Below are 26,835 nucleotides of genomic sequence, written 5' to 3'. Positions count from 1 at the left end.
GTACCGGGCAATATTAAGCAGAGTAACCCAACACTCTTTGTATTATTCTTTAATGAAACACTATCGTATTTCGGTAAAAAGCGTTCTTTATGCTTAATTACGAAACCAAACCAAACCAAAGAAGCCCATTAAACCGAACGACAAACATAGAGATAGGCCCTTTGAAAGAATTACTCGATGAAATCCATAACTGCACACTATGCTCTCGAGAACTGCCTCTTGGCCCAAACCCTGTAATACAGGCAAATAGCAGTGCCGAATTGCTAATAATTGGCCAGGCTCCTGGTATTAAAGTTCACACATCCGGTATCCCTTGGAATGATGCCAGCGGTAAAAGATTAAGAAGCTGGTTAAATATTGATGACGCTTCCTTCTACAACCCTAAAAATGTTGCCATTTTGCCTATGGGGTTTTGTTATCCGGGAAAAGGCAAATCTGGCGACCTTCCTCCAAGACCTGAATGCGCGATGACTTGGCATAATCAGTTAATTTCAGCACTGCCCAACATTAAACTGACGTTATTAATCGGCCAATACTCACAAAAGTACTATTTGTCAGGCACAAAATTCCTCGAAGATCACCGGACATTAACAGAGAGAGTAAGGAATCAAGAAGAATGTCCAGCATCATTTTTTCTTCTTCCTCACCCCTCACCTAGAAACCAAATTTGGATAAAAAGAAATCCTTGGTTTGAAACTAAAACCTTGCCTATGCTTCAGCAGATCATCGCTACGCTCTCTTTTTAAACCCCTTTCGATGAGCTGATATACATTCGGTAACCACCTTGGAAAGCTGATTGATTTCATCACCACCAACCACTGTCGCATACTGATGGTTTACATATAACGCAGATATTTGATCTAGATAGACCTTAAGCTCAGGCCTCATAGTGGATACTCTTAGACAATAACGCGACACAGTTTCACCCTGCATCCTTTCTAAACTCGGTTCAAAAGCACCTATTAAGCCCCCATCGCGAGAGAGGCCTTCAGAAAGTCGAATTATCAATTTATTCGCAGGATTATTATGGACCGTACGTTTAGGCCAGTAGATTAAAAATACGGTGAGCGTAATAACCACTATAAATGGGATTAAGAAGAACATTGCGATACTTAAGATCGAATATGACCCTAGGAGCAGTTCTAGAATTCCCTTTTGCTGATGATGATAGTTCAGTACCCAACGATGCCAGCCATAGTTAAATGCTTCAATTCGCAGCCTGAGTTGTGCAAAAACACTGTTATTAGCAATCCCCCAGGCAGCAAACGGGCTGTCCTTTAGAAAAGAAGTATCATTTGAAAGAATCTCATCAGCCGGTGCTTCAACTCTTTCTGGAGCGACCCATGCTGTTGGATCAAGACGTGTCCACCCCTGACTAGGCAGCCAAGCTTCAACCCAAGCATGGGCATCATATTGTCTTATGAGAAAGTATTCTTCATAAGGGTTTAGCTCTCCCCCTTGATAGCCTGTCACGATACGTGCAGGTACACCTACGGCTCGAAGCATGAACGCTGTTGCACTGGCAAAGTGGCCACAAAAGCCCTCTTGTGTGTCTAGTAAAAATTCCGAAACTGAGTTTTTACCTAAAGGTGGGGGTGACAAAGAATACCTAAAACGGTCATGAAAGTAGCGTTCCACCTTCTGAATAAAGCCCTCATAGCTGCCTGTTTCATCCCACCAAAGCTTAGCAAGATCGCGCGCTTTACGGTTACCTTCGGGTAAATAAAGTTCACGAGAGAAGTTATCGTCAACTGAACGTAACGAAACAGGAAGCTCTAACCGGGAAGTCAGTTGATATTGATTGCGTGCGGTTTGGGGATTAGCCGATGATAACGTACCATCTTTAGACGCCATTAAGTCGCTAGGCCATTTAGAAACATAATCTAAAACAGGCACATAATTCCTCTGGCTTGCCTCTAAAATCATCTCATACTTCAATTGCCCTGTTGCTTGAGGTGCTGGATCGTTTCTTCTCTTTGAAGCAACTAACCCATCCTGATTAAACCAACGCCGGCCATCAAAATCATTTAATACAATAGAGCGCCAATAGAGTTGTGACTGAGCCGGTGGCGCTGATATAAAACGTACACTAAAGGCAGCCTCTGCAGATCGTGTCAGCTGTGTAATATCACCAGGGGACATAGAATCAGATAAGCCGGTTTTGGCTGCTTTATCCAAGCCAACTTCCCACATCGGCCCCAAACGAGGCATTCCGATAAACATTACTATCATCAGCGGTAGCGCAGGAATCAGCATAATCACACACCTTTTAAAAGGCTCTAAAAACGATGTATCCCTATCAATATGACTGCTTAACAGAGCTGATGTAACTATGCTAATAACAACTATGACATAAAGCGCCATGGCAACGCTTTGATCAAATAAAAAGGCAGTAGATAAAACGATATACGCGACATAAAGCACAACCGTAGAATCCCTTCGACTGTTTATTTCAACCATTTTCAAGCCAAAGCCGGCAATTAACAAAGCAACTGTAACACTGATACCTCCGCCTGCTTTATAACTTGCGAGAACGCTTCCTCCCGCCATAAGAACAAGCAGCCCTTTTATCCACCATTTAGGGAAAGACCAACGCCCTGAATAAACCATAAAACGAAAAGAGAGAGTAAACAGTACTAGAAATGGTACCCATACAGGCAGATGCGATAAGTGAGGAAGAGTAACCGCTATAACAGTTAATAATTGCCAAAGTAACGCTGTACGACTTAGCGGCTTATCATTCATTACAGCCGTCCACGTAATTCAAAACGAGCCAACGCAGTGAGTACCGCTTTTAAATGTTGTGGGCCATTACTTGGGGAAAACACAACTTCTGGAAGAGCCAAGCCATACTCAACACCCTGAAATTCAAATTCAAGCGCCCAATATGTCATCACCGACAAACGTTTTTCTGATGGCAATTCAGCCCAATCATCCCAAGATAACCACAATTTCCGATTCTCTTGTCCGACGTAATCTTTTGTCAGTAATCCGCGCCCCTGAGCATAATGTTTCCACGCGATATGCCGTAAAGAAGCCCCTGGGATGTATTCACTTAGACCGGAAAAATCATCCCCCCTGTTATTCTGACCTATCCCCTCATCCAAATCACTCTCTATAGAATGAGGTAACCGCCCTTGCTCTATTTTGGGATAGATAATCGAACCAAGCTCTAACTCAATCCAACTCCAGGCCCTTAAAAGCCCGAAAGGGTAAACAGTCTCTATCTTTATAGCTGGCGGTGAAAAATCACCCCGTGTTCGAGCAAGGGTGGCTATCCTTAGTTTCTTTTCTCTCTTCTTCACTAAATACACTTTAGAAGAATCACGCTCACCTTTAAAAGAAACATTTATACTTTCATAACGCCTTAAATTATTTGCCTTAAGTATCAAGGTGAATTCTGCTAACTCGCCCATATGGCAGTTACGGCCTTCACCAGCTATAACGACCAGGCCTGAGAGATTAAGGAATGTATAATGAATGGTCAGCACACCCAGAGAGATCAAAAGAAACGATATGGCGTGAATGAGATTGTTTTGATAATTTGTAGCAATTAAAAAAAGGGCCATACAAACAACAAAATACAGCCAACCCGCAAGGGTAGGAAAAATAAATATACGTTTCTGATTCAATTCAACTTTCTTCCCCTTTGGCCTACGTTTCGCAGCCCAACGCTGAAACACAGTAGCTAAAGGGGTAAAAATTGAACTCAGTATCTTATCCAATGACATCCACTTCCGTTAAAATCTTCCTAATGCTTGGGTTTTCCCCCTCCCCACCATTTACGGTGGCTGCTCTCAATCTATGGGCAATCACAGGTTCTAGAAGCATTTGTATATCATCAGGTAAAACAAATTCGCGATTATGTAGATAAGCCCAAGCTTTCGCTGTATTCAAAAGCGCCAAGCTACCTCTTGGGGATATACCATATTCAAAACCGTCAGACTCTCGGGTATAACGCACAATACGTTGCAGATAGTCTAAAACACTATAAGACACCTTAACCTCAGAGCACTGCAGACGAATCTGACTTAAATCCTCCAGCGACACACAAGGTTTAAGCGATGATATTTTCTGTCTAACGTCCCCCCCCGTAAGCAGCTCTCTCTCTGCCGCTTCACTGGGGTAACCCAACTGAATTCTCATTAAAAAACGATCTAACTGTGATTCAGGTAAAGGGAAAGTTCCATATTGTGAAATAGGGTTTTGCGTAGCGATAACAAAAAAAGGATCAGGCAACGCATACGTAACACTTTCAATAGTGACCTGACGTTCCTCCATCGCCTCAAGCAGAGCACTCTGTGTTTTAGGTGTTGTTCTGTTAATTTCATCCGCGAGTAATAATTGAGTAAATATAGGGCCTTTATGAAAGACAAATTCCGATTGGTTAGCATTAAAAATAGAGACTCCAAGAATATCAGCAGGCAACATATCACTGGTAAACTGCACCCTTTGGTAATCTAAACCTAAAACCTTTGCTAACGCATGCGCAAGTGTCGTCTTGCCCATTCCAGGCAAGTCTTCAATTAAGAGATGCCCTCCTGTAATTAGACAAGTGATAGCTTGCTGGATCTGAAGATCTTTACCGTAAAGAACATGACTTACACTTTCGATTAATTCCTGTAACTTATGTTGCATTCAAGACCTTCCTCTACTTTTAACGTTCTTCAAAGATGACTTTAAAGGAATCTTTTTAAGCCTTTGGAAACAATGAAAACCACTAACAACGATATCGCTCCTCATAAATGCTAACTTACAGAGCGGTTATGATTTAGGAGTGGATGACTTTCACCACTATGACTTTAACCACTATAGCTTTAACCACAATGAGCTTTAACTGCAATGAAAACTCGCGAGTATCAAGAAACTATGAAGTTAAATCACCCCTACAGAAAAACTTAAGATCTTATTAGGCTTGATCTTTTTTTACAGAACGTCCCATGTCATTAAAAACTCAAAGGTATGCTCTTGGTGCAATAATCTGCATAATCAGACATTGTCGCTTCATCGTCGGTTTCAATTTGAACCAGGTTGGCTGCCCTCACCCCAATACCTAAACAAATATCGTATCCCTCTTTCAAGTTATGGCATGTGATCACATCACCATGATCATTCTTCAGCAGGGCCTTAAAAGTTTGATCATTATCGGTATACACCAACTCTATAACCATTGGGGCATGTCCAGACTCAATGAAATTAACAGCCTTCAGTTGATTCCTAAGTTTTAATTCTCTTACTTCCTCTAGATTCATAAAATGCCCCCTTTTTAAAACCACTTAACAAGGAAAAGGTTAAAAATAGCATTAAGCTTGCAAACGTATTAAGCACAATAACATAGCGATAAGCTTTAGATTTAAGAATAGCCAAGGTTAGGCCAGAGAAAAGAAATACATAACAAAATAAACAATTTAGACAAAAAAAAGCCCGGTTTGAACCGGGCGTCTATAGATCTATAGTAAAGCTTAGTGATCGTGATTACAGCCTTCACCATGCACATGACCATGAGCCAGCTCGTCTTCAGTGGCAGCGCGGACTTCTGTTACTTCAACACTAAATTCAAGAGTCTGACCCGCTAATGGGTGGTTACCATCAAGCTTTACTGTATCTTCAGCAACTTCCATTACCGTTACAGGCTGCTGGCCCCAAGGCGCCTCAGCCATAAACTGCATACCAACTTCAATATTATCGATGCCCTGAAAGTTTGCGCGATCAACTGATTGCACAAGCTCTTCACGAATCTCGCCATAACCCTCTTCGGGTTTAACAACTACATCCAATTTGTCGCCTACAACTTTACCGATCAATGCGCTTTCTAGGCCGGCAACAATATTGTTTGCGCCACAAACGAAAGGTAAAGGTTCTTGGCCTTCAGACGAATCTAGAACATCCCCAGCTTCATTTTTAAGTGTGTAATGAATAAGAGCTACTAAATTTTCAGCGATTTGCATAACAATGTCTCAATTTAAGGGGAGTATCTACCAAACCAAATCACTAACAATACGGTTAAGCAGTTCTGTAGATCCCAAATTTATAAAGTGTGAATAATACCGTTTGAGCTAACTTCCTACCACTATTCAGCCTGAAACTATCAAAGAAGCACCGAAGCACCGAAAAATAGGAATTTTTCTTACACTCAATTTAGGCTTTCTATGCTAATTTTACTGTAAAGAGGGAAGAAGATGGCATTGGAGGCCTGTTTATGGAAAATGCATGCACACACTGTTACGACCTAGTGCTACATCACAAGCACCACTCTGAACTAAGAAAAATAAGTGAACTAAAAGGAAGCGAACTGTATAAATGCTGTTTTTGTCATGCTTATCTACATAAACATAACAACGAATGGGAAATAATCAGTGGTGGGAGCTTTACGGGTACGCCACCAAACAACAATTCCATCAACATTGATAACAGTCTGGATACAACGGAACGAAGCTCAGCCAACACCATCAGCCATCAGCACTAAACAACTGATAGCGATAGGCCTTCTCTAAAGAAATCCCACTTCATGCATGATGGCTACTAGCTGTGTCTTATTTTTGGCATTAAACACCCGTTTTGCCCGAGTAATATGGTAAGTAATACCCTCTTCAGTCAATGCTAATTTATCTGCAATACGCTTAACGGCCATACCCTGAGCTGTCATCTCTAATATTTGGCGGCATGTAGATGAAAGCAGCTCATCTTTGAGATAAGGGTTTTGCTCTTTTTCACATACTGCCTGTAACAGGTCATGGTAGCGCGTAAGAATCGGTAAAAACCATTCACTGATCTTATTGAAATATACTTCGAACTGCTCTGGCGGTAATTGATGAAACAAGCCGAAATAATGGAACCAATAACCATCACTTTTACTTTTCATCGGAATATATACACGCGACGCAACATCGTTCTTATGCCAAAAAGCATCAACATTTCCACTTGGCGATTCAGGTAAAGAACTCACTAACAAGGGAGATTTTATTTCTGGCAAGGCCCCCCAAAGAGGATCATCCTTGGCAATATCTCGATAATACTCTCTCACAACACCGTCAGGTAAAGAGCCGACTAGGTCTGCCCCCTCCTCCCAACGTTTTTTTAACAGTTCAGCGCCAGAATTAATACGCCCTCGGGTCAGTACTGAATAGGTAAAAGAAGAAAATCCCAACTGACTGAGAAGATCATTAATTTCATGTAACAACTTGTCCCACGTACACTCAAAAGCCAATACAGGTTTTTCCTGAAAATCTGGCTGCTGTTTTAGTTGTAGAATAAGGTTTTCCATATCTTCCACTAAAACACTCCCTCTATATATTAATCTACTAACCCAGTGCGTTATAAAACGCCTACAGAGCTATAAAAATACAACTATCATTTGAAATTCAAACAAATATTTTAAAATTCAAACAACTTTGTAATAACTAAAGCCGTACGCATATCTAATACTATCCCTTAATAATAAGCATATTCATAATATGCTGAAGTACCAAAACCTATAGTATCGAGGCTGTTTTTTAATCTTCATTCACATTTTGCTACACTAAAGCCTAATAAACATTGATTTCAATGACCTTCAGAGCATTTTCTTATACTATTTACCCGACCATAACAGTCTGATTTAGCCAATAAAAATCAGTACTAAAGTGTCGGGAAAGTGTAGACCAACTCATAGAGACAGCATCATAAACCACACAAAATGAAGGGCTAAATACTTTAAATGGCAGGGTTTATAAAGTTTAAACCAATCAAAAAAACACGAGATTTCAAACAAAGGTATAACATTTTCAATAAGTTGTTATAACAAAAAGTTTATATAAATTAGCAAAACTTCATTTTATAAAGTATCAATTATTCATATTAAAAATTCATTACGACATAAGATTAAGGCATTAAAAAACAAAGGAGATAATTAAAACAAACTTTTCGGGATCATATTCTATAAAAACAGACGCTTACATTACCTCGGCAATCTATTTTCTCTTTTCGAATATTATCTTATGGCACACTCAATTATACCAAAGGGCTAAGCGAACAAACCCTGAACGGTTTTGAATAATTTAAATAACCAAGGGGGGGGAGAATACACTTTAATCAAACCAAAAAATTTAGCGCTATGCAGGGAAGAAAAAAAGCTCACACATTAGATGCTTCTAATGAGAAATACCTCATCACCACACTAATAGCACCTTTAGTACATGGAAGTTAGCAGAATTAACTTATGCTAAAAATGGAACAGAGGTTACCCTCATGTCACACACGACCGGAAAAACATGATGCGATTCAAGCTGCACGCCTAACTCATGGGTAGGAGTAGGCGCTGGAGTATAGGTAGACGAAGGCGCATAGGCAGGAGTAAGGGCATGACAATAAAAGCCACAACAAATCATAGAGTTATGTGATTTTTAGAGCCTTTATCCCCTTGTACCAATTCGGTAGCTTCCATTGTCAAAAAATTGAGCAACCTCTTTTCTTTTTCGCCCAAGCAGAACAGGACCATTGTCAAAGAAGAGAAAGTTCTTCCAATGTCGCTTAAAAACCCCCCACTTCGTTTCGATAATATGGTCACTTTGATAGCAAAAATAGACCGTAATATTCTCATCCCAACTGGCAACATATTCCTTTAGCAACGAAGGAAGTTCATAGCTGTTTGAGTCCCAAGCAGATTGCCAAAAATCTTTCTCTAACCAATTAGAGTCTTGGGCAGCCCAATCCTTGTCAGCAAAGTGCTCAGGGTGGGAACACTCTCTACTGATATGCTCAGACCATATCTGCTCTGCACGCATCTCTGTCAAAGGTTTTATCTCTTGCATGTCCTCATCTGAGATAGGAAGCTCACGGTGGCGAAAAATCCACGCCTTATTGTAATCTTCAAGGGATATGTAATTCATAGGTCGCTCATTGTAATAACTAGCTAAATTAAGCTAAAAATAAATAAAGGGAGCAATATGCTCCCTTATGTATGTGCAAGATTTGGCTTTCTATAGATTAGGCTTCGCCTTCAACCCTATTATAACCACTTTGCTTAGCAATAAATAAATTCTCATTAGCACGTCGAAGCATATTATTACCATCATCCTCAGGACCACCCAGTGCGGCTACACCTACACTAACAGTAAAATGAACTTCACCTGCAGAATAAGGAATTTCCATCTCTTCCATCAAGCGCCTTACACGCTGCCCTGCTGCCATACCTTGTTCATGGTTAGTTTCTGGCATAAACATAACAAACTGATCATCCCCATATCGCGCTAGGAAATCTGAAGTACGTTTCATTCCATGAATAGATGTAACCAACTGCTGAAGTACTTGATCGCCACAATCCCAAGAGTAATTATCATTAAGATCACTAAACTGGTCGACATCTATCACCATTAGACTGCAAACCCAGTCATAGCGTTGCGCCTGAGCAACCGCTTGCTCTAGCACTGGGCGTAGCGCCCTGCGGTTATATGCACCTGTTAAGGGGTCGCGCTGTGCCTGACTGGTTACTTGCCTTTCCAATCTGCGTTTGGCGGTAATATCTCTAAATACAACAACCGCTTCATCCCCTACTACTGAACAACGCAATTCAATCCATTTTGTTTCAGTAAGACCTTGCTCACGCAGCACAGGAACATGCTCTGGTCGTAACTGTATATCTAATTTAACAACAGCATTTTTATCCGCAGCCTTTACGGTCGCCGCGGTTATATCTCCAGCAATATCAGCTGGAAATATATCTTCTAACTTCCGACCAGTAACCGCTTCAGGATCTAACCATTTCGCGACTCCTGTAGAGCACGACAGTATAAGACCTGTGACTTCAGTAACCATAACAGAATCGGCTGTGGCTGCTAAAAGAGCTCCATAACGTGCTTGAATCTTTTTATCGGACATTCACTACTCCCTAACGGAACCAGACAATTAAAGTGACATATTAAAAAGATAGCTGTTTGCCATCTTAGGAACAAGCGCTTTAATCACTTTTATATCAATGCACTAAATAAAAGCACTCATTTTTTTATAAGATATAGTAATCCAAAGGAGGAAAGCCATTGAACTCAATAGAACTATAACTCGTTGTATATGCTCCTGTTGAAAACCAATAAACATAATCACCAATTTCTAACGATAGCGGTAATTCATATTTATGCTGTTCATACATAATATCTAAGCTGTCACAGGTAGGTCCGGCTAAAATCACTTCCTCTTCAGGGCCCTCTTTCGACGTTGCCAATGGGTATTTTATGGCCTCTCCTAATGTTTCTATTAGGCCATTGAACATACCTACATCGGTATAAACCCATCTCTCTAGTGCTGTTGTGGATTTACGTGATATAAGGACAACTTCTGAAACGATCACACCCGCATCACCGACTAAAGAGCGCCCAGGCTCCAAAATCACCCTAGGTGACTCTTCTCCAAAATCCTCTTTTAAGAAGCGTTTGATCTCTTCGGCATAAGTAGAAAACTCATTTGTTTTTTGGATATAGTTTGCAGGAAAGCCGCCGCCCATATTGATCATTTCAAGCGAGATTCCATATTCACTGTTCAATCGCTCATAAATAATCTTTACTTTAGCAATAGCCCCATCCCATACATCTATATCCCGCTGCTGTGAACCAACATGAAAGGAAACACCATAGGGAACCAGACCTAAATCACGGGCCAACACGGCAAGCTCTATAGCCATTTCAGGGTTGCAGCCAAACTTGCGTGACAATGGCCAATCAGCACCCTCGGATCCATCCGTTAAAACTCGAATATATACCTCTGACCCTGGCGCATTCTCAGCTATATTACGCAGATCAGCCTCAGAGTCAGTCGCATAAAGCCTCACTCCTTTCTCATAGAAATACTTAACAGCCGAACTTTTCTTAATGGTATTTCCGTAACTAATGCGTTCTGCCGACACACCGCAAGCTAATACTTTATCTAACTCCTGAGGTGAAGCTATATCAAAACTTGATCCTAAATCCGCTAACTTTTGAATGACCTCTGCTGCAGGATTGGCCTTTACTGCATAATAGATATCTGCACTTGGAAAGCCATTTTCAAGCTCATGGTAGCGAGTTTGAATAACGGATAAATCAAGCGCTAAAAAAGGTGTAGGATAAGTTTCGGTTAATGCTGTCAAACTCGCTAAAGCGGATCGACTAAACTGCTGAGGTAAAATCATGCGCAATAGCACCACACGACAAAGAATTTATTGAATATGATAGCCCTCTAACGAGCTATCACATGAGATTTTGCGAAGTATAGTAAGGTTTAGATTAACAAGTCCAGTACAAAGTCCAACTAAAGGCACACTGCTTTTTTCAGACAGACTTAACCTTTAATTCCTTGTGATAAAACATTCTCTATCTCGGCAAAGCTTTTAGCCTCATACATCACATCAAAGCTAATTTTTAACCTACGGGAAATATCGCTCGAAGAGATAATACCGCGTATCCTATGAACCCCTGCTGTGCTTTCATCGACAACGATAACATGTTGATCGCCAGAATCCTTTAAGGTCAGCATTATATCCCCTACCTTTGCTTCCTCAAGCTGATTATAGGTAAGTGCCCTAATATTAAATTTACTTAACATTACATGCCTGACCTGCACTTGCTCGCGGCCAACCTGATCCTTTTGCATAAAGGCCATTACCTTTCTACCTGAAGCATCTGATGCGGTTATTATACCTGCAAACCCATCTTGATTATCAAGAACAAATAGCAGCCTAACATGCTGGCTTTTCATATATTCAAGCGCCTCAATTATCGACATAGACTCTGATACAGTAACCGGCTTAATAAGCGTAAAGTCTGTAAAAACATCCAGCGCTGAACTTGATAGGCTCGCAGGGGCTAAAGACTTTTCAGGGGATTGAATATATTCAACAGCAGTGGCGTCAAGCAATCTAATGTTTTTATAATCTTGAAGCATAATATCAAAACCTCGAAGTGATTTTTATTTCAGAATAGTACAGTTCAGACAAATTGCTCTTTTATGTAACTATATAATTATGAAACGTTTATTCATTTTCAAGGCACAAAAAAAGCAGCGTTCAAGCTGCTTTAATAGTAAACCCTGTTCCTCAATACCCCAGTTCACTAGGATCAATGACAACACCCAATGAGCGTTTATCTACAAAATTACCTTTGCTTGTCTCTTTGTATCGGAATGTCACTTTCTTTCCTAACTCAATCTCCAACGCTTTATCCGGAGACATATAGGAATATTTCTCACCATCAACCGTAATAATATGAATATAGTACGGAGGCATACCTACCCACTCAACATGTGGTCCATCCGTTTCTACGCTTTCTAACACACCTCGACCCGCAAGTTTTGGTGTTTTTTTATAGCCGCCTTTGCGACCTCTAAAATTTCCAGCCATTAAGGCTCCTTGACTATTAAACGCTACAATAAAATCACATTGCCTATTCATTGTAGCGCCCCTGAAGATAGTGTAAATCTATATAGCTAAATTCACTCAATAAAACTGCTAGAATACGCCTTCGACTCTCTAAATACTGTCATCATGCCTAACTTACCTATTTTATCTGTCATACCTCAACTATGTGACTCACTTAATAACCGTAACGAGGTCATTCTTGAAGCCCCTCCCGGCGCTGGTAAAACAACTCAAGTGCCATTATCCCTAATCAATGAAACGTGGTTGGGCGATCAGAAAATATTAATGCTTGAACCCAGACGCTTAGCCGCAAAAAATGCCGCAACACGTATGGCGGATATGCTAAATGAGTCCGTAGGAGAAACGGTTGGTTATCGTATTCGACTAGAGCAAAAAATCAGTAGCAAAACACGGATAGAAATCATAACCGAAGGAATACTGTCGCGTTTATTACAGACGGACCCTAGTCTTGATGGATATGGGCTCGTAATCTTCGACGAATTCCATGAACGTAGTTTAGATGCTGATCTTGGACTAGCATTAACACAAGAAGCACGTTCAATTTTCAGAGATGATTTACCTTTAAAGATTCTCATTATGTCTGCCACTTTAGATGGCAAAGCTATCTCGGCATTAATGAATGACGCCCCCATTGTTAGTAGTAAAGGTCGTGCATACCCGGTCGATTTAACGTTTGTTGGAGAACCTAAACGAGGGCAATGGCTGGAAAAGCATGTTGTTAATACAATTTTAAAAGCTATCTCTGATCAAAGCGGGAGCATCCTCTGTTTTTTACCTGGCTCAAAAGAGATTCGCCAAACAGAAACTCTTCTCAACGAAGCACTTAAGTCAGAGCGTATAAGCGATGAAATAGTCGTTTCCCCACTTCACGGAAACTTGAAGCTCAGTAAGCAACAGGAAGCAATCAATCCAGCGCCATCGGGAAAAAGAAAAATAGTATTAGCAACCAACATTGCCGAAACCAGCCTGACGATTGAAGGAATTACAGTCGTCATTGATAGCGGTTTAGGTCGTGAAGCCAAATATGACCCAAAAACCGCGATGACGAGGCTTTTTGATAGGAAAGTATCTAAAGCAACAGCCACACAACGCGCTGGACGTGCAGGAAGGTTATCTCAAGGTACCTGTTACAGGTTATGGCGCGAATCTCAACAGGATCAACTTACACAATTTGATTCAGCTGAAATATTACAAGCAGATTTAACGGGGCTTGCTCTACAGTTGCTTAGCTGGGATATTCAAGACCCTAAACAATTATGCTGGTTAGACTCCCCTCCTGAATCAGCCTTACTACATGCCAACCACTTACTCCAAAAGCTTGGCACTGTCTCTGATGGCAAGATATCTAAGCACGGCGAAGCACTCGCACAGTTCCCGGCTCATCCGCGCATTGGTCACATGCTTATTAGAGGCACTGAGATTGGTCTCAGCAACAAAGCCTGCCTGATTGCAGCACTCTTAATGGAAAAAGATCCATTACGAGAATCCGGCGCAAATATTAATGATCGTTTAGAATGGCTTGATAGCTCGCCCTACCAACAAAAAGAGCTCTGGAAGCGACTACATAAACAAGCAAAGCAATACCAGCAACTCTGCTTAAAGGCTGTGCCATCACCAACTCCCGTTCAAGTACCCACTGAGGAACAAGCAGGCCTATTATTAGCTTTTGCCTACCCTGATCGTATTGCTAAACAACGCAGCAAAGGCAGTACTACTTATAAAATGAGCAATGGCCGTGCCGCTAACTTATTCAACCTTGATAAGCTGACTATTCATCAATGGATATCCATTGCACAGGTCATTGGTAAAGAGGGGCAAGCAACCGATTTGATTCCCTTAGCTGCTCCAATCAATCCATTACACATTAAGAGCTATCTTAAAGAACTCACTAAAACGACAGAAGTTATAAACTGGGATAATCAAACAGATAGAATTGTTGCAGAATCGCAAACAAAGCTCGGAACGCTAGCAATAGATTCAACACCCTTAAAATCTCCATCTCAAGAATCGATTACCTCATCACTGATAGAGGTCATTCGAAAAAGAGGAATCGGAATACTCCCTTGGACAAAAGATTTACTTCAGTGGAAACAGCGGGTGAGTTTTCTACACAATGTAAGTATTCAAAACCAAAAATCACCCACAAGTGCTTCAATCAAGTGGCCTAATCTAAGTGACAAATGTTTAGAGAAGGATTTAGAAACATGGCTAGGCCCCTATCTACATAACGTAACGCGCTTAGCCCATCTTAAGCAGCTTGATATGAAAAGTATTCTCCACTCACTATTGCCATGGCCGCTTCCTCAGGAACTAAACAAACTTGCACCTGAAAAGTTACGCGTACCTTCAGGCTCTAGCATCACAATCGACTATTCTCAAAACCCTCCGGTGTTAGCAGTAAAACTTCAGGAGATGTTTGGCTGTAAAGAAACGCCCAAGATAGCAAATCAGGTAGCTCTACAGCTTCATCTACTCTCTCCTGCAAGGCGCCCCCTCCAAGTCACACAAGATCTAGCCAGCTTTTGGGAAAATGCTTATAAAGAAGTCCAGAAAGATATGAAAGGCAGGTATCCTAAACATCCTTGGCCTGATAACCCTTTAGAGGCGATCCCTACTTCAAGGGTTAAACATAAACGCACATAAAACAGCGCCACTTAAATAAGTGGCGCTGTTTTGGTAATCCGCTCAGCTCAATTTTATAACCGGAACTTCATTACTAGTTGATTCAATTCATGTGCTTCACGACGGATCTGCTCCGTAGCTTCAACAACACGTTGAGTATCATTTTTAGTTTGGCCTGCTATATCAGAGATATTAACAACTCTATTATCAATATCTGATGCTACAGACGACTGCTGCTCAGCTGCAGTAGATATCATCGTATTCATAGAAGAGATGGTATTAGCCGAAGTAATAATTTGATCTAGAACATTTGCGGCAGATGATGAAAGTTCACTACTGCGCTCAGCTAAATTGGTAGTCACCTCCATGGAAGTTACTGCATTTTCAGCTTTTTTCTGAAGTCGCTCAATAATATCCTGAATCTCTTTTGTAGACTGCTGCGTTCGTTGAGCTAAGGTACGAACTTCATCCGCTACCACAGCAAATCCACGTCCCTGATCTCCTGCACGAGCAGCCTCAATGGCAGCGTTCAGTGCCAACAAATTTGTTTGCTCCGCAATACCGTTAATTACGGATGTTACATTACCTACGGCTAAGCTTTCGGATTCCAGCTCTTTTAGGATATTCGCAGTATTATTTAATTTATCCAGCATCTCATTGGCTTGAGAGCCTGATTCACCGACAACATCTCCACCACTTTTGGCATAAGCATCGGTCTCTTGTGCAGCTTTCTCAGCCTCTACTGCATTATTTGCAACTTCCTGAACAGTTGCACTCATTTCAGTCATTGCCGCTGCAACAAGCTCGATATCTTCGTACTGTTTACTAACACCTGCATTTGCATCAGAGGTTGCTTGCACTACATTATCAATATGTAGCTCTGTATTCTTTGAGACTTTTTGTACCGATTGTAATAAGCCACCCACATGATCCAGCATTGTATTATATGCCTTAAACATCTGACCTATCTCATTATCTGTATGACTCACAGTAAAACGGTGCGAGAAATTTCCTTGCCCTACTTCTGTCATTCTCGCATTCAAGCGCGTGATATTATCCATAAGCATACGCAAACCAAAAACGCGTCCAAAAACAACCAGCAGCAATATACCTACAACGCAGACAAATGCTAATAGCAGCTGATTCCGGCTCGTAGTACTCGCCTTTTCGGTCATCATCATAACCGCCTTATTCATCTCTTTAAGCACTACTGGCGACTGTACTTGTATGGCCGACAATGACTGATCATTGCTCTCAATAATATGCTGCTCAATAACTTTCTTATAATCACTCCACAACTGTTCAACATGCTTCAGTTGAGCCTTAATCTCTGGATCTGTTGTCGCATTTAAACCTAGTTTTGTGTCACCATTCAAAATAGCCTGATGCGACGTTTCAAACAGTTGCATCGTTTTCTTCAGCGTAGATTCTTGCTCAATTTGAGCGGCTACCAACAAAGCTTCCTTCGCAATCTTTTGACTTAACATGCGCTGGCGACCGGCCATATTGATCGTTTGCGGATTAATCGCCATGCTGAAATACAAACTAATACCAGAAGACGCAGCCAGTATAAATACTAATGCGTAAGACAAAGTGAACTGACTATTCAGGGTTTTAAAACCGAACGCCCTCAGCACAGTGTCAATTAATGTGGAGATAGAACCAAACATATTTCACCTCTAGACTACGCATTAACAACTACTCGGCACTGCCAAATAATGCTTAAATTTGATAAGTGGCAAGCTGTATTAACACACCTGCCGAAAACTCTAATCAAGTGTATACCATTATAATTAGAACGTATTGCTTAAGATCAATCAGCGATCTAATCACTTAGCTTAACGTACTTTTAAGTCATTCTATTTACAACAAAAAAAACCAGAATGAACTGGTTTTTTAAATATCACTTAAAGGCTACTTATTCATGGGTGACAACAGCGACACGTATCGCATCCATTTTCAGGGAAGCCCCTTCAAGTGATTCGATAAGTTTGGCAGTTAAAAGATCATGAGCTTCAAGCTCTTCATCCCGTATATTAGGATTCACTTTGGATAATGAAACTAAACGCTCCTTCTCCTCTTGCTGTTGCTCCTTCAACGATGATAAAGCTTCTGCTAAAAGCTGCTCTTCTGTCTCTTCGACCTGACTTTCAAGCTTAGTTACTAACGTGTTTATATCATCACGAGTGTGCTTAACAAGGTTATACGCTACATTCTTGCCTACACGCTTACCTAACGTTGCAAAGTGCTGCTCGGTAATAACATCCGTTAAATCATTGCCATTACTATCGATAACTCGACGCAAACAAGCGTCGGATAGATATCTCTGCAGCTGTAAGGACTTTTCGGAGATACAATGAACTCGGAAAATAGCTTCAATCAATAAACTACCCGCCTTCAAAGGCAACAGCTTCATAGTACATAGAGTAGAACTACCGTAGCTTCCCTCCAGCATCATCTCCATTGAACCAGACACCATAGGATGCTCCCAGCTAAGATAATGCATATCTTCACGAGACAAGGCCTCATTGCGCTGGAAAGTCGCCGTCATACCATCACTCGGTAATCCGGGGAAATGACTACTTAGCATGTGATCACCGGGATGCAAGATGACCCCGTTAATACCTGTTGTTTCCTGCTCCACTCCAAAGTGATCGAACACTCGCCCCATATAAGAAGCTAACGTTCCCGGTTTGCTATCCTCTTCAACCGCATCAAGCAGGCTTTCAGCCAGATCCGTATTACAAGAGTTAAGCTCCAATAAACGATCACGACCTTGCTGCAGTTCACTTAGCAGTTCTGATTGGCTAGATGCTGTTTTCTTAATCAGAAGCTCAACCTCATCAGCCTTATCTGTATTTTCCATACACTGATGGAGCTCTGTTGCGTACTGCTGCATCAAACTATGACCTGTAGGACACACCTGTTCAAACGCGCCCAAACCTTCCGCATACCAACGTAACAACACCTCTTGCGCGCTATTTTCAAAATACGGAACATGTATATTGACGTCTTTTAGCTGCCCGATGCGATCCAAGCGTCCGATTCTCTGCTCTAGCAGATCAGGATTCATTGGTAGGTCAAACATCACCATATTATGAGCAAACTGGAAATTTCGCCCTTCACTACCAATTTCAGAACAGACTAATAATTGAGCACCTTGCTCACTGTCTGCGAAATAAGCCGCTGCACGATCACGTTCAACTAGGCTCATCCCTTCATGGAAAAGAGCGGTACGTCGCCCTTCAAATAAACGCAGCTGTTTCTCAAGCGTAATTGCCGTTTGAGCATGCGCACAGATAACTAAAATCTTTTCGCCACGGTAATCATCAAGCCATTTAATTAACCAATCAGCCCGGTTATCTTCCAATAGCCACGCAGAACCGACTCCGTCACCTATTAAGGTTTCAGGATGCAGGCGTCGCTCCATAGTCGCCTCATCTATAACATCTTTATAAGCTTCAGGCAGTTCTAATTTGTAGGTATGCAGTTTTCGTTGCGGAAAGCCTTTAACACTTTCACGAGTATTCCTGAACAACACACGACCTGTGCCATGCTGATCTAAAAGCGCTTTTACCGTTTTATCGATCAATTCAGCTCTAGCGTCACTGTCATCGTCTTTATGCTGTTCTAACAGGTCGGCAGCTTCATCGCCTAAATACTGGTGTAGCAGACCGGTCATTGCCTGATCACTAAGAGCGCTCTCCCAGCTTTCGGGTTCTTGTAAAACTTCAATGAGCTGATTAACACATTTAAAGTCTTGCTCTTCTGCAATGAATTTCTCTAGATCATAATAACGATCAGGGTCAAGCAACCTTAAACGAGCAAAGTGACTTTCTATCCCTAGCTGCTCAGGAGTCGCAGTTAACAGCAGCAACCCTTTAACCTGTTGCGCTAATGCCTCTACACAACGGTAGGAGTGACTTGCACCCTCTTCGCTCCAACCTAAGTGGTGTGCTTCATCCACCACCATCAGATCCCAACCAGCACTCACCGCCTGATCTAAATATTTATCTTCTTGAGTGAATAGAGAAAGTGGACACAAAACAAGTTGAGCGCTTTCAAATGGATTCCCTTCGCTGTCGATACAACGCTCTTCATCTAAAATTGAAAAGTGAAGATTAAAACGACGCAGCATTTCAACAAGCCACTGGTGAATCAAACTATCCGGTACCACAATTAAGATACGGTTAGCTAAACCTGACACCAATTGCTGATGAATGATTAGACCCGCTTCAATCGTTTTACCTAAACCGACCTCATCCGCTAATAACACGCGTGGCGCCATACGCTTACCAACTTCAGATGCAATATAAAACTGATGTGGAAGATATTGAACACGCGGACCTAAAAGACCATAAGCTTCAGACTGCTGATGGTTATGTTGATGCTTTAACGTTTCTAAGCGCAGCTCATAGTGTCGTAATTTATCAATTTGGCCTGCAAATAGACGTTCATAAGGTTTACTGAAATGAACAGCACTTTCCAATGATGCTTCATGAATGATCTGCTCATCTCCATTTTCATCATCACCGAAATAGATCACACATCCTTTGCTTTCTTGATGTTCAGTCACGGTAATAGAAAGCCCCTCATCATCCGCGATCTGGTCACCTATTGGATAAATGATACGACTTAATGGAGCGTTAGTTTGCGCATAGGTACGCTCTTCACCTGTTGCAGGAAACAATATGTCTACGCGTCGATCTACCAGTTCTGTGACGACACCTAAACCAAGTTCCGCTTCTGTGTAACTATACCAACGCTGGCCAATCTGAAATTCTTCGGTCATTATCAATCGCTTTCTAGAGATGATGAAAAATAGCTGGGCATGATAGGCAGTTCCGCCAAGAAAGCCAAACTGTTTAGTACATATTAGTTAGGGTTATACTGTTAGCAAATGAACTTATGATCATTTATGGAGACAATTGATGAATTTACGAACAATCGCTGTATGTTTTTTACTCATTCTTACGTTGCAGGGTTGTAGCTCTAACTCCACAAAAACACACTCTCAAACACTCGCGATAACCCCACAATCATCTACAGCCTATGATTTATTAGCACAACACTCAAAATGGGAAGGTACACCTTATCAGCTAGGCGGAAACTCCCGAAAAGGTATTGATTGCTCTGCTTATACAAAAATCACATATCAAAAAGTATTTGGTTTAAATCTTCCTAGAACCACCATTGATCAAGTTACCACTGGAGAAAACATCCAACGTAGAAACCTAGCCCCTGGTGATCTGGTTTTCTTCAGAACCGGAAGTAAACAACGTCACGTAGGTGTGTATGTTGAACAAGGTGTATTTATGCATGCATCCACCAGCAAAGGGGTAACCTTAAGCAGACTAGATAACCCTTATTGGCATCAACACTATTGGAAATCTATAAGGCCACAAGGAAAGTCAGAAATTTAATTTGAAGAAAAAAACCGTAGCTCATCACTACGGTTTTTTTTAAAAGGAGGAATCAAAAGACGACGCTATTCCATCGCTGCTTTGACTTTATCCGCACCTTGAGCCGTTGCTTCTTTTGCAGATTCAATCGTATCTGCCGTTACCTCTTTAACCGTTTCGATAGAGTCAGATGTTACATCCTTAGCTTTCTCTACCATTTCACCACTTACATCTTTAGCCTGTTCCAACATTGCGTCTGTTTTCTCACTGACGTCACCAGAAACTTCAGCCGCTTTTTCTTTAGCGCCTTCAAGCGTCATTGCTGCGCCTTCTTTTATCTTATCTACAGCGCTCTTTTCATCAGAAACAGACTCATTGTTTACAGCTGCTCCTGGAGAATCAACAACTACATCGGCTGCTTTAACCGGTGTTTTCTCCTCTTCACCACAACCCATAACCAAAAAAGCAGAAATACCTGTAGCCGCTAACATTTTCATCATTGCCGTGTTCATTCTTTTTCCTCAAGTAAAGTTGGAACTATCTTAATTCTGTTAAATTAACTAGGTCTTAATCTCCCCCGCAACCACCACTACTGCATCCACTGTCATTTGAACTATGGCTGTCACTACTGCCTCCGGAACAACCACTTCCGCAGCCAATATGACTCGCACAGTATTGATCCCCCTTCTTTCCTTGGCAATTCAAAGAATACTTAAACCCGTTTTCAATTTTTAACTTAGCGTCTATCGAAAAAAGAAGAGGTAACCGCTGAGGAGACTGAGTATTAATACTCTCCCGAAAACAGGATAAGCGCCACGCTCTTTTAATACCCTCTTGCGCAATAGTAGGAGAAGACATAGCTTCGGCTGGAGTATGATGTAAAAAGCGCCCCAAAGCCTTATTACAAAAGTGATGATACTCTCGAGTGAATAAAATAAACTCATGCCATGCAACATCAACAGCCTGAGATGGCATAGCTAGCGCTTTTCGTTTAGCCAATAAGCTAATCTGAAAATATTCCCGAAGTCCCTCTATAACAGACTGAACCTCCCGTTTAGATAAATGCGGGTATTCAGCTTGCACCCTTTCATAAACTTTGTCCGGAAAAACAAAACTATCAACCAACTGACTTCGTTTAACATGAAGCTGCTTTCTTTTTAAACGTAAAAAAATAAAAGCAGATATAACAATAATAATGACGATTAAAAGCGGTGACATAATTCTTCCTTGTGGGGCATTCAAGCAACAAATACTACATCATTTTATCCGCGGTTTAAGAGCATAATGAAATTCACTATTCTCATATCTCAATAGCTAAAATTAAGAAATAGTCCTATACACTTAATTGAAGAGTGGATATAAACTGTACTCATAATAAGAAAATAAAAAGGATGGAGAGTAGCATGAAGGAATGTCAAAAGTGTATCGACACAATCGAAGAGAACGATGGGTATCCGACACAAGAACAATTAGAAAACATAGGTGTAGCAAAAGCAAAAAAGTGGTGCGAGATCTGTCAGCAATTAATGATTGCAAACTATCGCATCCGTAAAGAATGCGATCAGCCACAAGATATTTTCAGCCGAACACCGCATAGTAAATCCGATTCAAGCTACACGCGATTTGATGTTTAAGTCGCGTGTAACTGAATTACTTTTCAACTAACTCTGATACCTTCTCTACAATATGCTTTCCAATAGGGATTGCAGATGTTGCAGCAGGTGATGGTGCATTGCATACCGCTAATGCACGGCCCGTACTCATAAACAAGAAGTCATCAACAATATCACCATTTTTCGACACTGCTTGAGCACGGATACCCGCAGGATAGGACTCAAGATCTTCAGGGGTTAATTCCGGGCAATACTTCTGAACCAGTTTAAGATAACCACGCTTCGATAAAGAGTTTTTCAACTCCACCATACTCACTTTAAAGTGGCGCATCAGCAGCTTAATCATCCCTGGGTATGTCAACATCTGAAAGCTATCTTTCAAGCTGATATCTGTTTTCTTATACCCTTCTCGCTTAAACGCTAACACAGCATTTGGCCCAACCGTCACATAACCATCAATCATCTTGGTTAGATGGACGCCTAAAAACGGCAGATCTGGGTCAGGTATAGGGTAGATGAGATGATTAACAATCTGATTATGCTGAACCGGTAACCGATAATACTCGCCCCGAAAAGGAATAATACGAAAATCAGGTTCAAGCCCCATCATTTGAACCATTCTATCCGATTGTAAACCCGCACATGCAATCAAAAACCGACCATGAAAGCGGCCATTGGAGGTAAATACAGTAACGCGATCAGCGAACTCTTCAATCCCCGTAACAGCAGTGTTATAAATAACCCTACCCTTAGCCGTCTCGACCAAACCACTCATACACTGCGTGATTTTGGTATAATCAACGATCCCTGTCGAAGGAACAAAAATAGCGCCAACACCAACAATATTTGGTTCTCTTTCCCGTAAGCTGGCCTGATCTAGTACTTCAATTTCAATACCGTTCTCAGCGCATCGATCGACTAGCGCCATCATGCGGCTTAATTCAATCTTATCGGTGGCAACCAGCAACTTCCCACACTCATCAAACGGGATATTATGCTCGGTACAAAAAGCTTTAGTCGCGATATTGCCCTCTTTACAAAAGAGAGCTTTCAAACTTCCAGGCTTATAATAAACACCGGCATGTATAACACCAGAGTTATGGCCTGTTTGATGCTGGGCAGCCGTCGGCTCTTTCTCCAATACAAGCACCGATTTATCAGGATACTTATACTGTAACTCCCGAGCCGTAGACATACCCAGAATACCGCCACCAATCACGATAAAATCGTAAATTTCTTGTTCTAAACTAGACGTCACAAAATCTTCCTACTATCGCAATTAATTGGGTTATTTGACGGCTATTGAATTACTCCTGAACGGCATTACTGCTAGCCTTTTTACTCAGAATAAATATTCCAATAAAAGCTAAAACTGCGACAAGGTTAACCAGTATCTCGCCATGTGGCCATAACAATACAATGGCTAAAAGCCCAGACAACACCCTCAGCATCCAACTTAATGGACCTTCTAAATACCCTTCCATAAATCCAACAAAAGCATATAACCCAAACACGGCAAAAACAAATATGCTGAATACTTCCATCGCTCCGCCACCAATGAAATTGGTATAAGCGAAAAGCAAAGGAACAATATACAAACCTTTAGCAATTTTCCACGCCATAAATCCTGTTGCCATCGGAGGTGTTTTAGCGATTGCCGCCGCTGCAAAGGCCGTTAAACAAACAGGAGGGGTCACATTCGAGTCTTGCGACAGCCAAAAAATAATCATATGTGCTGATAACAAGATCATTGCAAGTACTTCGGGCGCCATCGCCTGTTCAAGCAGCTGCCCTTTAAAATCAGACGGTACAGATGCGAGTAACGCTTTAGCGTCAATTTCACTCATGGGCGCAGAAAGCAAAGCGACCTTATCCATATCAACCAACATAAATATGGTGCGGGCCGCTTCAGGCAAACCTCCAGCAACCATCATATCTAGCAAGCGGCTTTCAGCCATCAACCCATAAAGAGCAGGAGCCGAAAGTGTCGCTAAAACAATATAGGCAGCAGTTACAGGCAACCCCATCCCTAAGATAAGTGATGCCAATGCAACTAATACAATCGTGATAAATAAACTGCCACCCGCCCATTCTGTCACCATTAACGAGAAAGTATTACCTATTCCCGTCATAGCGACCACATTAACCACTAGGCCAACGGCGATTAGCAACATAGCCGTCGTTGCCATATTGCGAGAACCTTGTGCTAAAGAATCTAAAATATCTTTGACACCCATAGGCTTCTTGGATAACCAAGATGCAGCAATCACTGAAATAATTGATATACCCGCAGCATAGGTTGGTGTGAATCCATAGATAAGCAACGATACTAATACAACCAACGGCAATAAAAAGTGCCAACCACCTTTAAAAACTTCTCCAATGGAGCGGGTATCAACTTCAATCGCATGTGCATGACTACGCTTAGCCTCTACTCGAACAAAGAAACCAACAGATAGGAAATACAAAAGTGCGGGAAGTGCAGCAATAGAGATAATATCTAGATAAGAGATTTGAGTATAAGAGGCCATAATAAAAGCACCCGCACCCATAACCGGTGGCATCAACTGCCCACCTGTAGAAGCTGCCGCTTCAACCCCGGCAGAAAAGCGAGCAGGAAAACCTGCTTTTCGCATTAAGGGAATGGTAATTACACCAGTAGAAACCGTATTAGCGACAGAAGAGCCTGAAACAGAGCCCATTAAACCTGAACCAAGCACAGCAACGAAGCCAGGACCACCAACAAACCGTCCCGCGGCACACCGAGAAAGATCAATAATAAAATCGCCGGCGCCCGACTTCACTAGAAAAGCACCAAACAAAATAAACATGAATACGTAGGTCCAAGAGATTCGCGCGATCTGCCCAAACATACCTTCAGATGAAAAATAAGAACGGTAAAGTAGAGTTTCTAGACTCAGACCAGCAAAACCAAACATGCCATCAATATACTTACCCCACCAAAACACATAGGTTAAGGCGAACAATATTAGACAGGGTATAAACCACCCTGTCGTGCGACGGGCCATCTCCAAGGCAATAAAAATAGCGCACATAGAGAACACCCAATCCCACTGAGCAAACTTAACACCTCGCTCATACAATGCGTCTTCAAAACCAACTAGATACAACGCGCATACTATTGCTGCAACACCGAGCAATAAATCCAAACCTAAGGCTAGTTTTTGTTTGCCTTTATCTGAAGAGTTAAACATCGGAACCATCAGAGCACATAGCAACGCAAATCCACCAAAATGAACCGCAGAGACATATAATTCTGACCAAGTGCCTAGTGTATTAAAGTAAATGTGTACTAAAGCAAATGCGACACCTACCCAATAAATGACTTTACCCGTTACTGAGTCTTCGGGTCTCTGAGCTAACTCAAACCCCTTCAGTTTTTCATCTAGATCTTGTTGGGACACGTTACTATCACTCGCCATGGTTCTATCACTCAAGCAGATTTGGTCCACACTCTTCCGCAATCTAGATACGCTAGCTTAAGGTACAACAACTTAAGCTACGACAACTAAGAAATGTATGCAGAAAAAATAGTGGTTATTATTAAGAAAGGCGCAAGCTAACCTCGCTGGAAAAGCTAACTTGCGCCTGTTGGAACACAATCTAAGAACACTTATATTAAACTAGCCACTTTTAAAGCGGTTAATTCAGTTACAGGCTGATTACTTAGCCATTAGGTGTTCAGGAATTTCAACGCCTACTTCCTTATAATAACGAGCTGCGCCCGGATGCAATGGAACAGGCAAGCCTGCAATCGCTTTTTCCAAAGCCATCGCTTTTGTTGCTTTATGGATGCCATTTAGGAAAGGAAGGTTTTCATAAACCGTTTTGGTTAACAGATAAACATCTTCTTCAGTAACGTCATCACGTACCGCTAAAAAGTTAGGCTGCGCCATTGTCTGAATATCTTTAGTTTGGCCTGGGTATGTATTCGCAGGAATCACATAACGCGTCCACAGTTTATAACCACCATTCGCTTCTTTAATCTGCTCGTCTGTAAAATTTAATACCGTAATATCACTGCCTAAAGCTGCATAAGCACGTGTAATTGCAGAAGTAGGAACACCCGATGGGATATTCATCCCCTCAATAGTGCCGTTCTGAAGTGCATCAGCTGAAGCACCGTAACCCATATGCGCCAAATTAAAGCCGTCGGCATTAACGCTTAAGTTACTTAAAATTGTGCGGCCTGAACCCTCAGTACCTGAATTTTTCTTACCGATTGAAAATTTCTTATCAGCGAATCCATTTATATCAGCGATTGTGCCGGTTTTAACAAAATCGCTTTTTACTACAAACTGCTCAACGTTTTGCCACAACATAGTCACTGAACGTAAGTTCTTTTGAGCGCCTGTCGCTTTTAAACTGCCTTCACCTTCCCATGCCCATGCGCCGTAAAGTCCTTGAAGAATGGCAAACTGCGCCTCGTTTTCACCCAGTAACTTAACATTTTCACCCGAGCCAGCAGAGTTAATAGCAGACATAGATATTTTATGTTTAGGCTCTAACTTAACCTTAGCAAGCGTCGCCAATGCAACTCCCACTGGATAGTAAGTTCCACCCGTTGAAGCCGTCGCTAAAATATAAGACCGTTTATCAGCGGCCTGTACGATACCAGCAGCACCTACCGCAGTGCTCACAGCTAAAGCTAAGCCCATACCTTTAATGAAAGTGCGTTTTGTTATTGTCATGCTCTTACCCTTCTTCATTATTGGAGTTTCTATAAATTGGTTACCCCTCTTACATAGCAAACGGGGTGCCAACATAAAGAACATGGAGTATTTCCTTAAATAAC

Annotated in this window: 23 protein-coding genes; 5 read left to right on the top strand and 18 right to left on the bottom strand. The window is 41.6% G+C overall.

Going from position 1 to position 26,835, the window contains the following annotated elements; genetic code table 11:
• Window positions 1-89 precede the first annotated feature (89 nt).
• A complete protein-coding gene (locus B4K11_RS15200; RefSeq protein WP_292951223.1) occupies window positions 90-746 on the top strand; it encodes a uracil-DNA glycosylase family protein in 657 nt (218 codons plus the stop codon).
• Here the strand turns inward: B4K11_RS15200 and B4K11_RS15195 are convergent.
• The 5 genes from B4K11_RS15195 to B4K11_RS15175 all read right to left on the bottom strand — a co-directional run bounded on the left by B4K11_RS15195 (window position 730) and on the right by B4K11_RS15175 (window position 5,948).
• On the bottom strand, window positions 730-2,745 hold the full coding sequence (locus B4K11_RS15195; RefSeq protein WP_292951226.1) for a DUF3488 and transglutaminase-like domain-containing protein: 2,016 nt from the start codon (window positions 2,743-2,745) through the stop codon (window positions 730-732). The genes B4K11_RS15200 and B4K11_RS15195 overlap by 17 nt on opposite strands.
• Window positions 2,745-3,731, bottom strand: a complete 987-nt coding sequence (locus tag B4K11_RS15190; protein WP_292959450.1) for a DUF58 domain-containing protein — start codon at window positions 3,729-3,731, stop codon at window positions 2,745-2,747. Before B4K11_RS15190 ends, B4K11_RS15195 begins: the two co-directional genes overlap by 1 nt.
• Window positions 3,718-4,638 carry an AAA family ATPase gene (locus tag B4K11_RS15185; RefSeq protein ID WP_292951232.1) on the bottom strand — a complete coding sequence of 307 codons (921 nt, stop codon included), beginning with the start codon at window positions 4,636-4,638 and terminating at the stop codon, window positions 3,718-3,720. The genes B4K11_RS15190 and B4K11_RS15185 overlap by 14 nt, the downstream gene beginning before the upstream one ends.
• A gap of 308 nt (window positions 4,639-4,946) precedes the next feature.
• The gene (locus B4K11_RS15180; protein WP_292951235.1) at window positions 4,947-5,252 is read right to left on the bottom strand and encodes a hypothetical protein; all 306 of its coding nucleotides are present in this window, start codon (window positions 5,250-5,252) and stop codon (window positions 4,947-4,949) included.
• Window positions 5,253-5,462: 210 nt separating this feature from the next.
• Window positions 5,463-5,948, bottom strand: coding sequence for an FKBP-type peptidyl-prolyl cis-trans isomerase (locus tag B4K11_RS15175; RefSeq protein ID WP_292951238.1), 486 nt, complete (start codon window positions 5,946-5,948; stop codon window positions 5,463-5,465).
• Window positions 5,949-6,199: 251 nt separating this feature from the next.
• On the opposite strand from B4K11_RS15175, the gene B4K11_RS15170 reads away from it, so the two are divergent.
• A complete protein-coding gene (locus B4K11_RS15170; RefSeq protein WP_292951241.1) occupies window positions 6,200-6,466 on the top strand; it encodes a hypothetical protein in 267 nt (88 codons plus the stop codon).
• 24 nt (window positions 6,467-6,490) lie between these two features.
• Here the strand turns inward: B4K11_RS15170 and B4K11_RS15165 are convergent, their stop codons facing one another.
• The 6 genes from B4K11_RS15165 to B4K11_RS15140 form a co-directional block, all read right to left on the bottom strand.
• Window positions 6,491-7,264 (bottom strand): LuxR C-terminal-related transcriptional regulator, encoded by a 774-nt coding sequence (locus B4K11_RS15165; RefSeq protein ID WP_292951323.1) that lies wholly within the window; start codon window positions 7,262-7,264, stop codon window positions 6,491-6,493.
• A 1,126-nt stretch (window positions 7,265-8,390) separates the two neighbouring features.
• Entirely contained in the window at window positions 8,391-8,867 is a 477-nt protein-coding gene (locus B4K11_RS15160; protein WP_292951244.1) for a DUF2947 domain-containing protein, read from the bottom strand.
• 97 nt (window positions 8,868-8,964) lie between these two features.
• Window positions 8,965-9,855: a sensor domain-containing diguanylate cyclase gene (locus B4K11_RS15155; protein WP_292951247.1), complete on the bottom strand. Its 891-nt coding sequence runs from the start codon at window positions 9,853-9,855 to the stop codon at window positions 8,965-8,967.
• A gap of 124 nt (window positions 9,856-9,979) precedes the next feature.
• The gene (locus B4K11_RS15150; protein ID WP_292951250.1) at window positions 9,980-11,137 is read right to left on the bottom strand and encodes a type III PLP-dependent enzyme; all 1,158 of its coding nucleotides are present in this window, start codon (window positions 11,135-11,137) and stop codon (window positions 9,980-9,982) included.
• A gap of 149 nt (window positions 11,138-11,286) precedes the next feature.
• On the bottom strand, window positions 11,287-11,889 hold the full coding sequence (locus B4K11_RS15145; protein ID WP_292951253.1) for a CBS domain-containing protein: 603 nt from the start codon (window positions 11,887-11,889) through the stop codon (window positions 11,287-11,289).
• A gap of 151 nt (window positions 11,890-12,040) precedes the next feature.
• Window positions 12,041-12,343: a hypothetical protein gene (locus B4K11_RS15140; RefSeq protein ID WP_292951256.1), complete on the bottom strand. Its 303-nt coding sequence runs from the start codon at window positions 12,341-12,343 to the stop codon at window positions 12,041-12,043.
• A 144-nt stretch (window positions 12,344-12,487) separates the two neighbouring features.
• On the opposite strand from B4K11_RS15140, the gene hrpB reads away from it, so the two are divergent.
• A complete protein-coding gene (hrpB, locus tag B4K11_RS15135; RefSeq protein WP_292951259.1) occupies window positions 12,488-15,025 on the top strand; it encodes an ATP-dependent helicase HrpB in 2,538 nt (845 codons plus the stop codon).
• A 53-nt stretch (window positions 15,026-15,078) separates the two neighbouring features.
• Here hrpB and B4K11_RS15130 read toward each other — a convergent pair whose 3' ends face one another.
• Both B4K11_RS15130 and rapA read right to left on the bottom strand, forming a co-directional pair.
• A complete protein-coding gene (locus tag B4K11_RS15130) occupies window positions 15,079-16,674 on the bottom strand; it encodes a methyl-accepting chemotaxis protein (RefSeq protein WP_292951262.1) in 1,596 nt (531 codons plus the stop codon).
• Between the two features lie 248 nt (window positions 16,675-16,922).
• Window positions 16,923-19,796, bottom strand: coding sequence for an RNA polymerase-associated protein RapA (gene rapA, locus B4K11_RS15125; RefSeq protein WP_292951265.1), 2,874 nt, complete (start codon window positions 19,794-19,796; stop codon window positions 16,923-16,925).
• 139 nt (window positions 19,797-19,935) lie between these two features.
• Between rapA and B4K11_RS15120 the strand changes: the two genes are divergently transcribed.
• Window positions 19,936-20,427, top strand: a complete 492-nt coding sequence (locus B4K11_RS15120; protein ID WP_292951268.1) for an NlpC/P60 family protein — start codon at window positions 19,936-19,938, stop codon at window positions 20,425-20,427.
• A 65-nt stretch (window positions 20,428-20,492) separates the two neighbouring features.
• Here B4K11_RS15120 and B4K11_RS15115 read toward each other — a convergent pair whose 3' ends face one another.
• Window positions 20,493-20,918 (bottom strand): hypothetical protein, encoded by a 426-nt coding sequence (locus B4K11_RS15115; protein WP_292951271.1) that lies wholly within the window; start codon window positions 20,916-20,918, stop codon window positions 20,493-20,495.
• Between the two features lie 55 nt (window positions 20,919-20,973).
• Window positions 20,974-21,624: a glycine-rich domain-containing protein gene (locus tag B4K11_RS15110; RefSeq protein ID WP_292951274.1), complete on the bottom strand. Its 651-nt coding sequence runs from the start codon at window positions 21,622-21,624 to the stop codon at window positions 20,974-20,976.
• Window positions 21,625-21,809: 185 nt separating this feature from the next.
• On the opposite strand from B4K11_RS15110, the gene B4K11_RS15105 reads away from it, so the two are divergent.
• Window positions 21,810-22,040 carry a hypothetical protein gene (locus B4K11_RS15105; protein WP_292951276.1) on the top strand — a complete coding sequence of 77 codons (231 nt, stop codon included), beginning with the start codon at window positions 21,810-21,812 and terminating at the stop codon, window positions 22,038-22,040.
• A gap of 16 nt (window positions 22,041-22,056) precedes the next feature.
• Here B4K11_RS15105 and lhgO read toward each other — a convergent pair whose 3' ends face one another.
• From lhgO to B4K11_RS15090, 3 genes are all read right to left on the bottom strand, one after another.
• On the bottom strand, window positions 22,057-23,253 hold the full coding sequence (lhgO, locus tag B4K11_RS15100; RefSeq protein ID WP_292951326.1) for an L-2-hydroxyglutarate oxidase: 1,197 nt from the start codon (window positions 23,251-23,253) through the stop codon (window positions 22,057-22,059).
• 73 nt (window positions 23,254-23,326) lie between these two features.
• On the bottom strand, window positions 23,327-25,462 hold the full coding sequence (locus B4K11_RS15095; RefSeq protein WP_292951329.1) for a TRAP transporter permease: 2,136 nt from the start codon (window positions 25,460-25,462) through the stop codon (window positions 23,327-23,329).
• Window positions 25,463-25,702: 240 nt separating this feature from the next.
• Window positions 25,703-26,731, bottom strand: coding sequence for a TAXI family TRAP transporter solute-binding subunit (locus B4K11_RS15090; RefSeq protein WP_292951279.1), 1,029 nt, complete (start codon window positions 26,729-26,731; stop codon window positions 25,703-25,705).
• Window positions 26,732-26,835: the final 104 nt, after the last annotated feature.

The organism is Neptuniibacter sp. UBA6509, from assembly GCA_002435145.1.
Classification (GTDB): domain Bacteria; phylum Pseudomonadota; class Gammaproteobacteria; order Pseudomonadales; family Balneatricaceae; genus Neptuniibacter.
The sequence above is the reverse complement of the archived record's forward strand: the minus strand, read 5'-3'. Positions and strand labels throughout refer to the sequence as shown.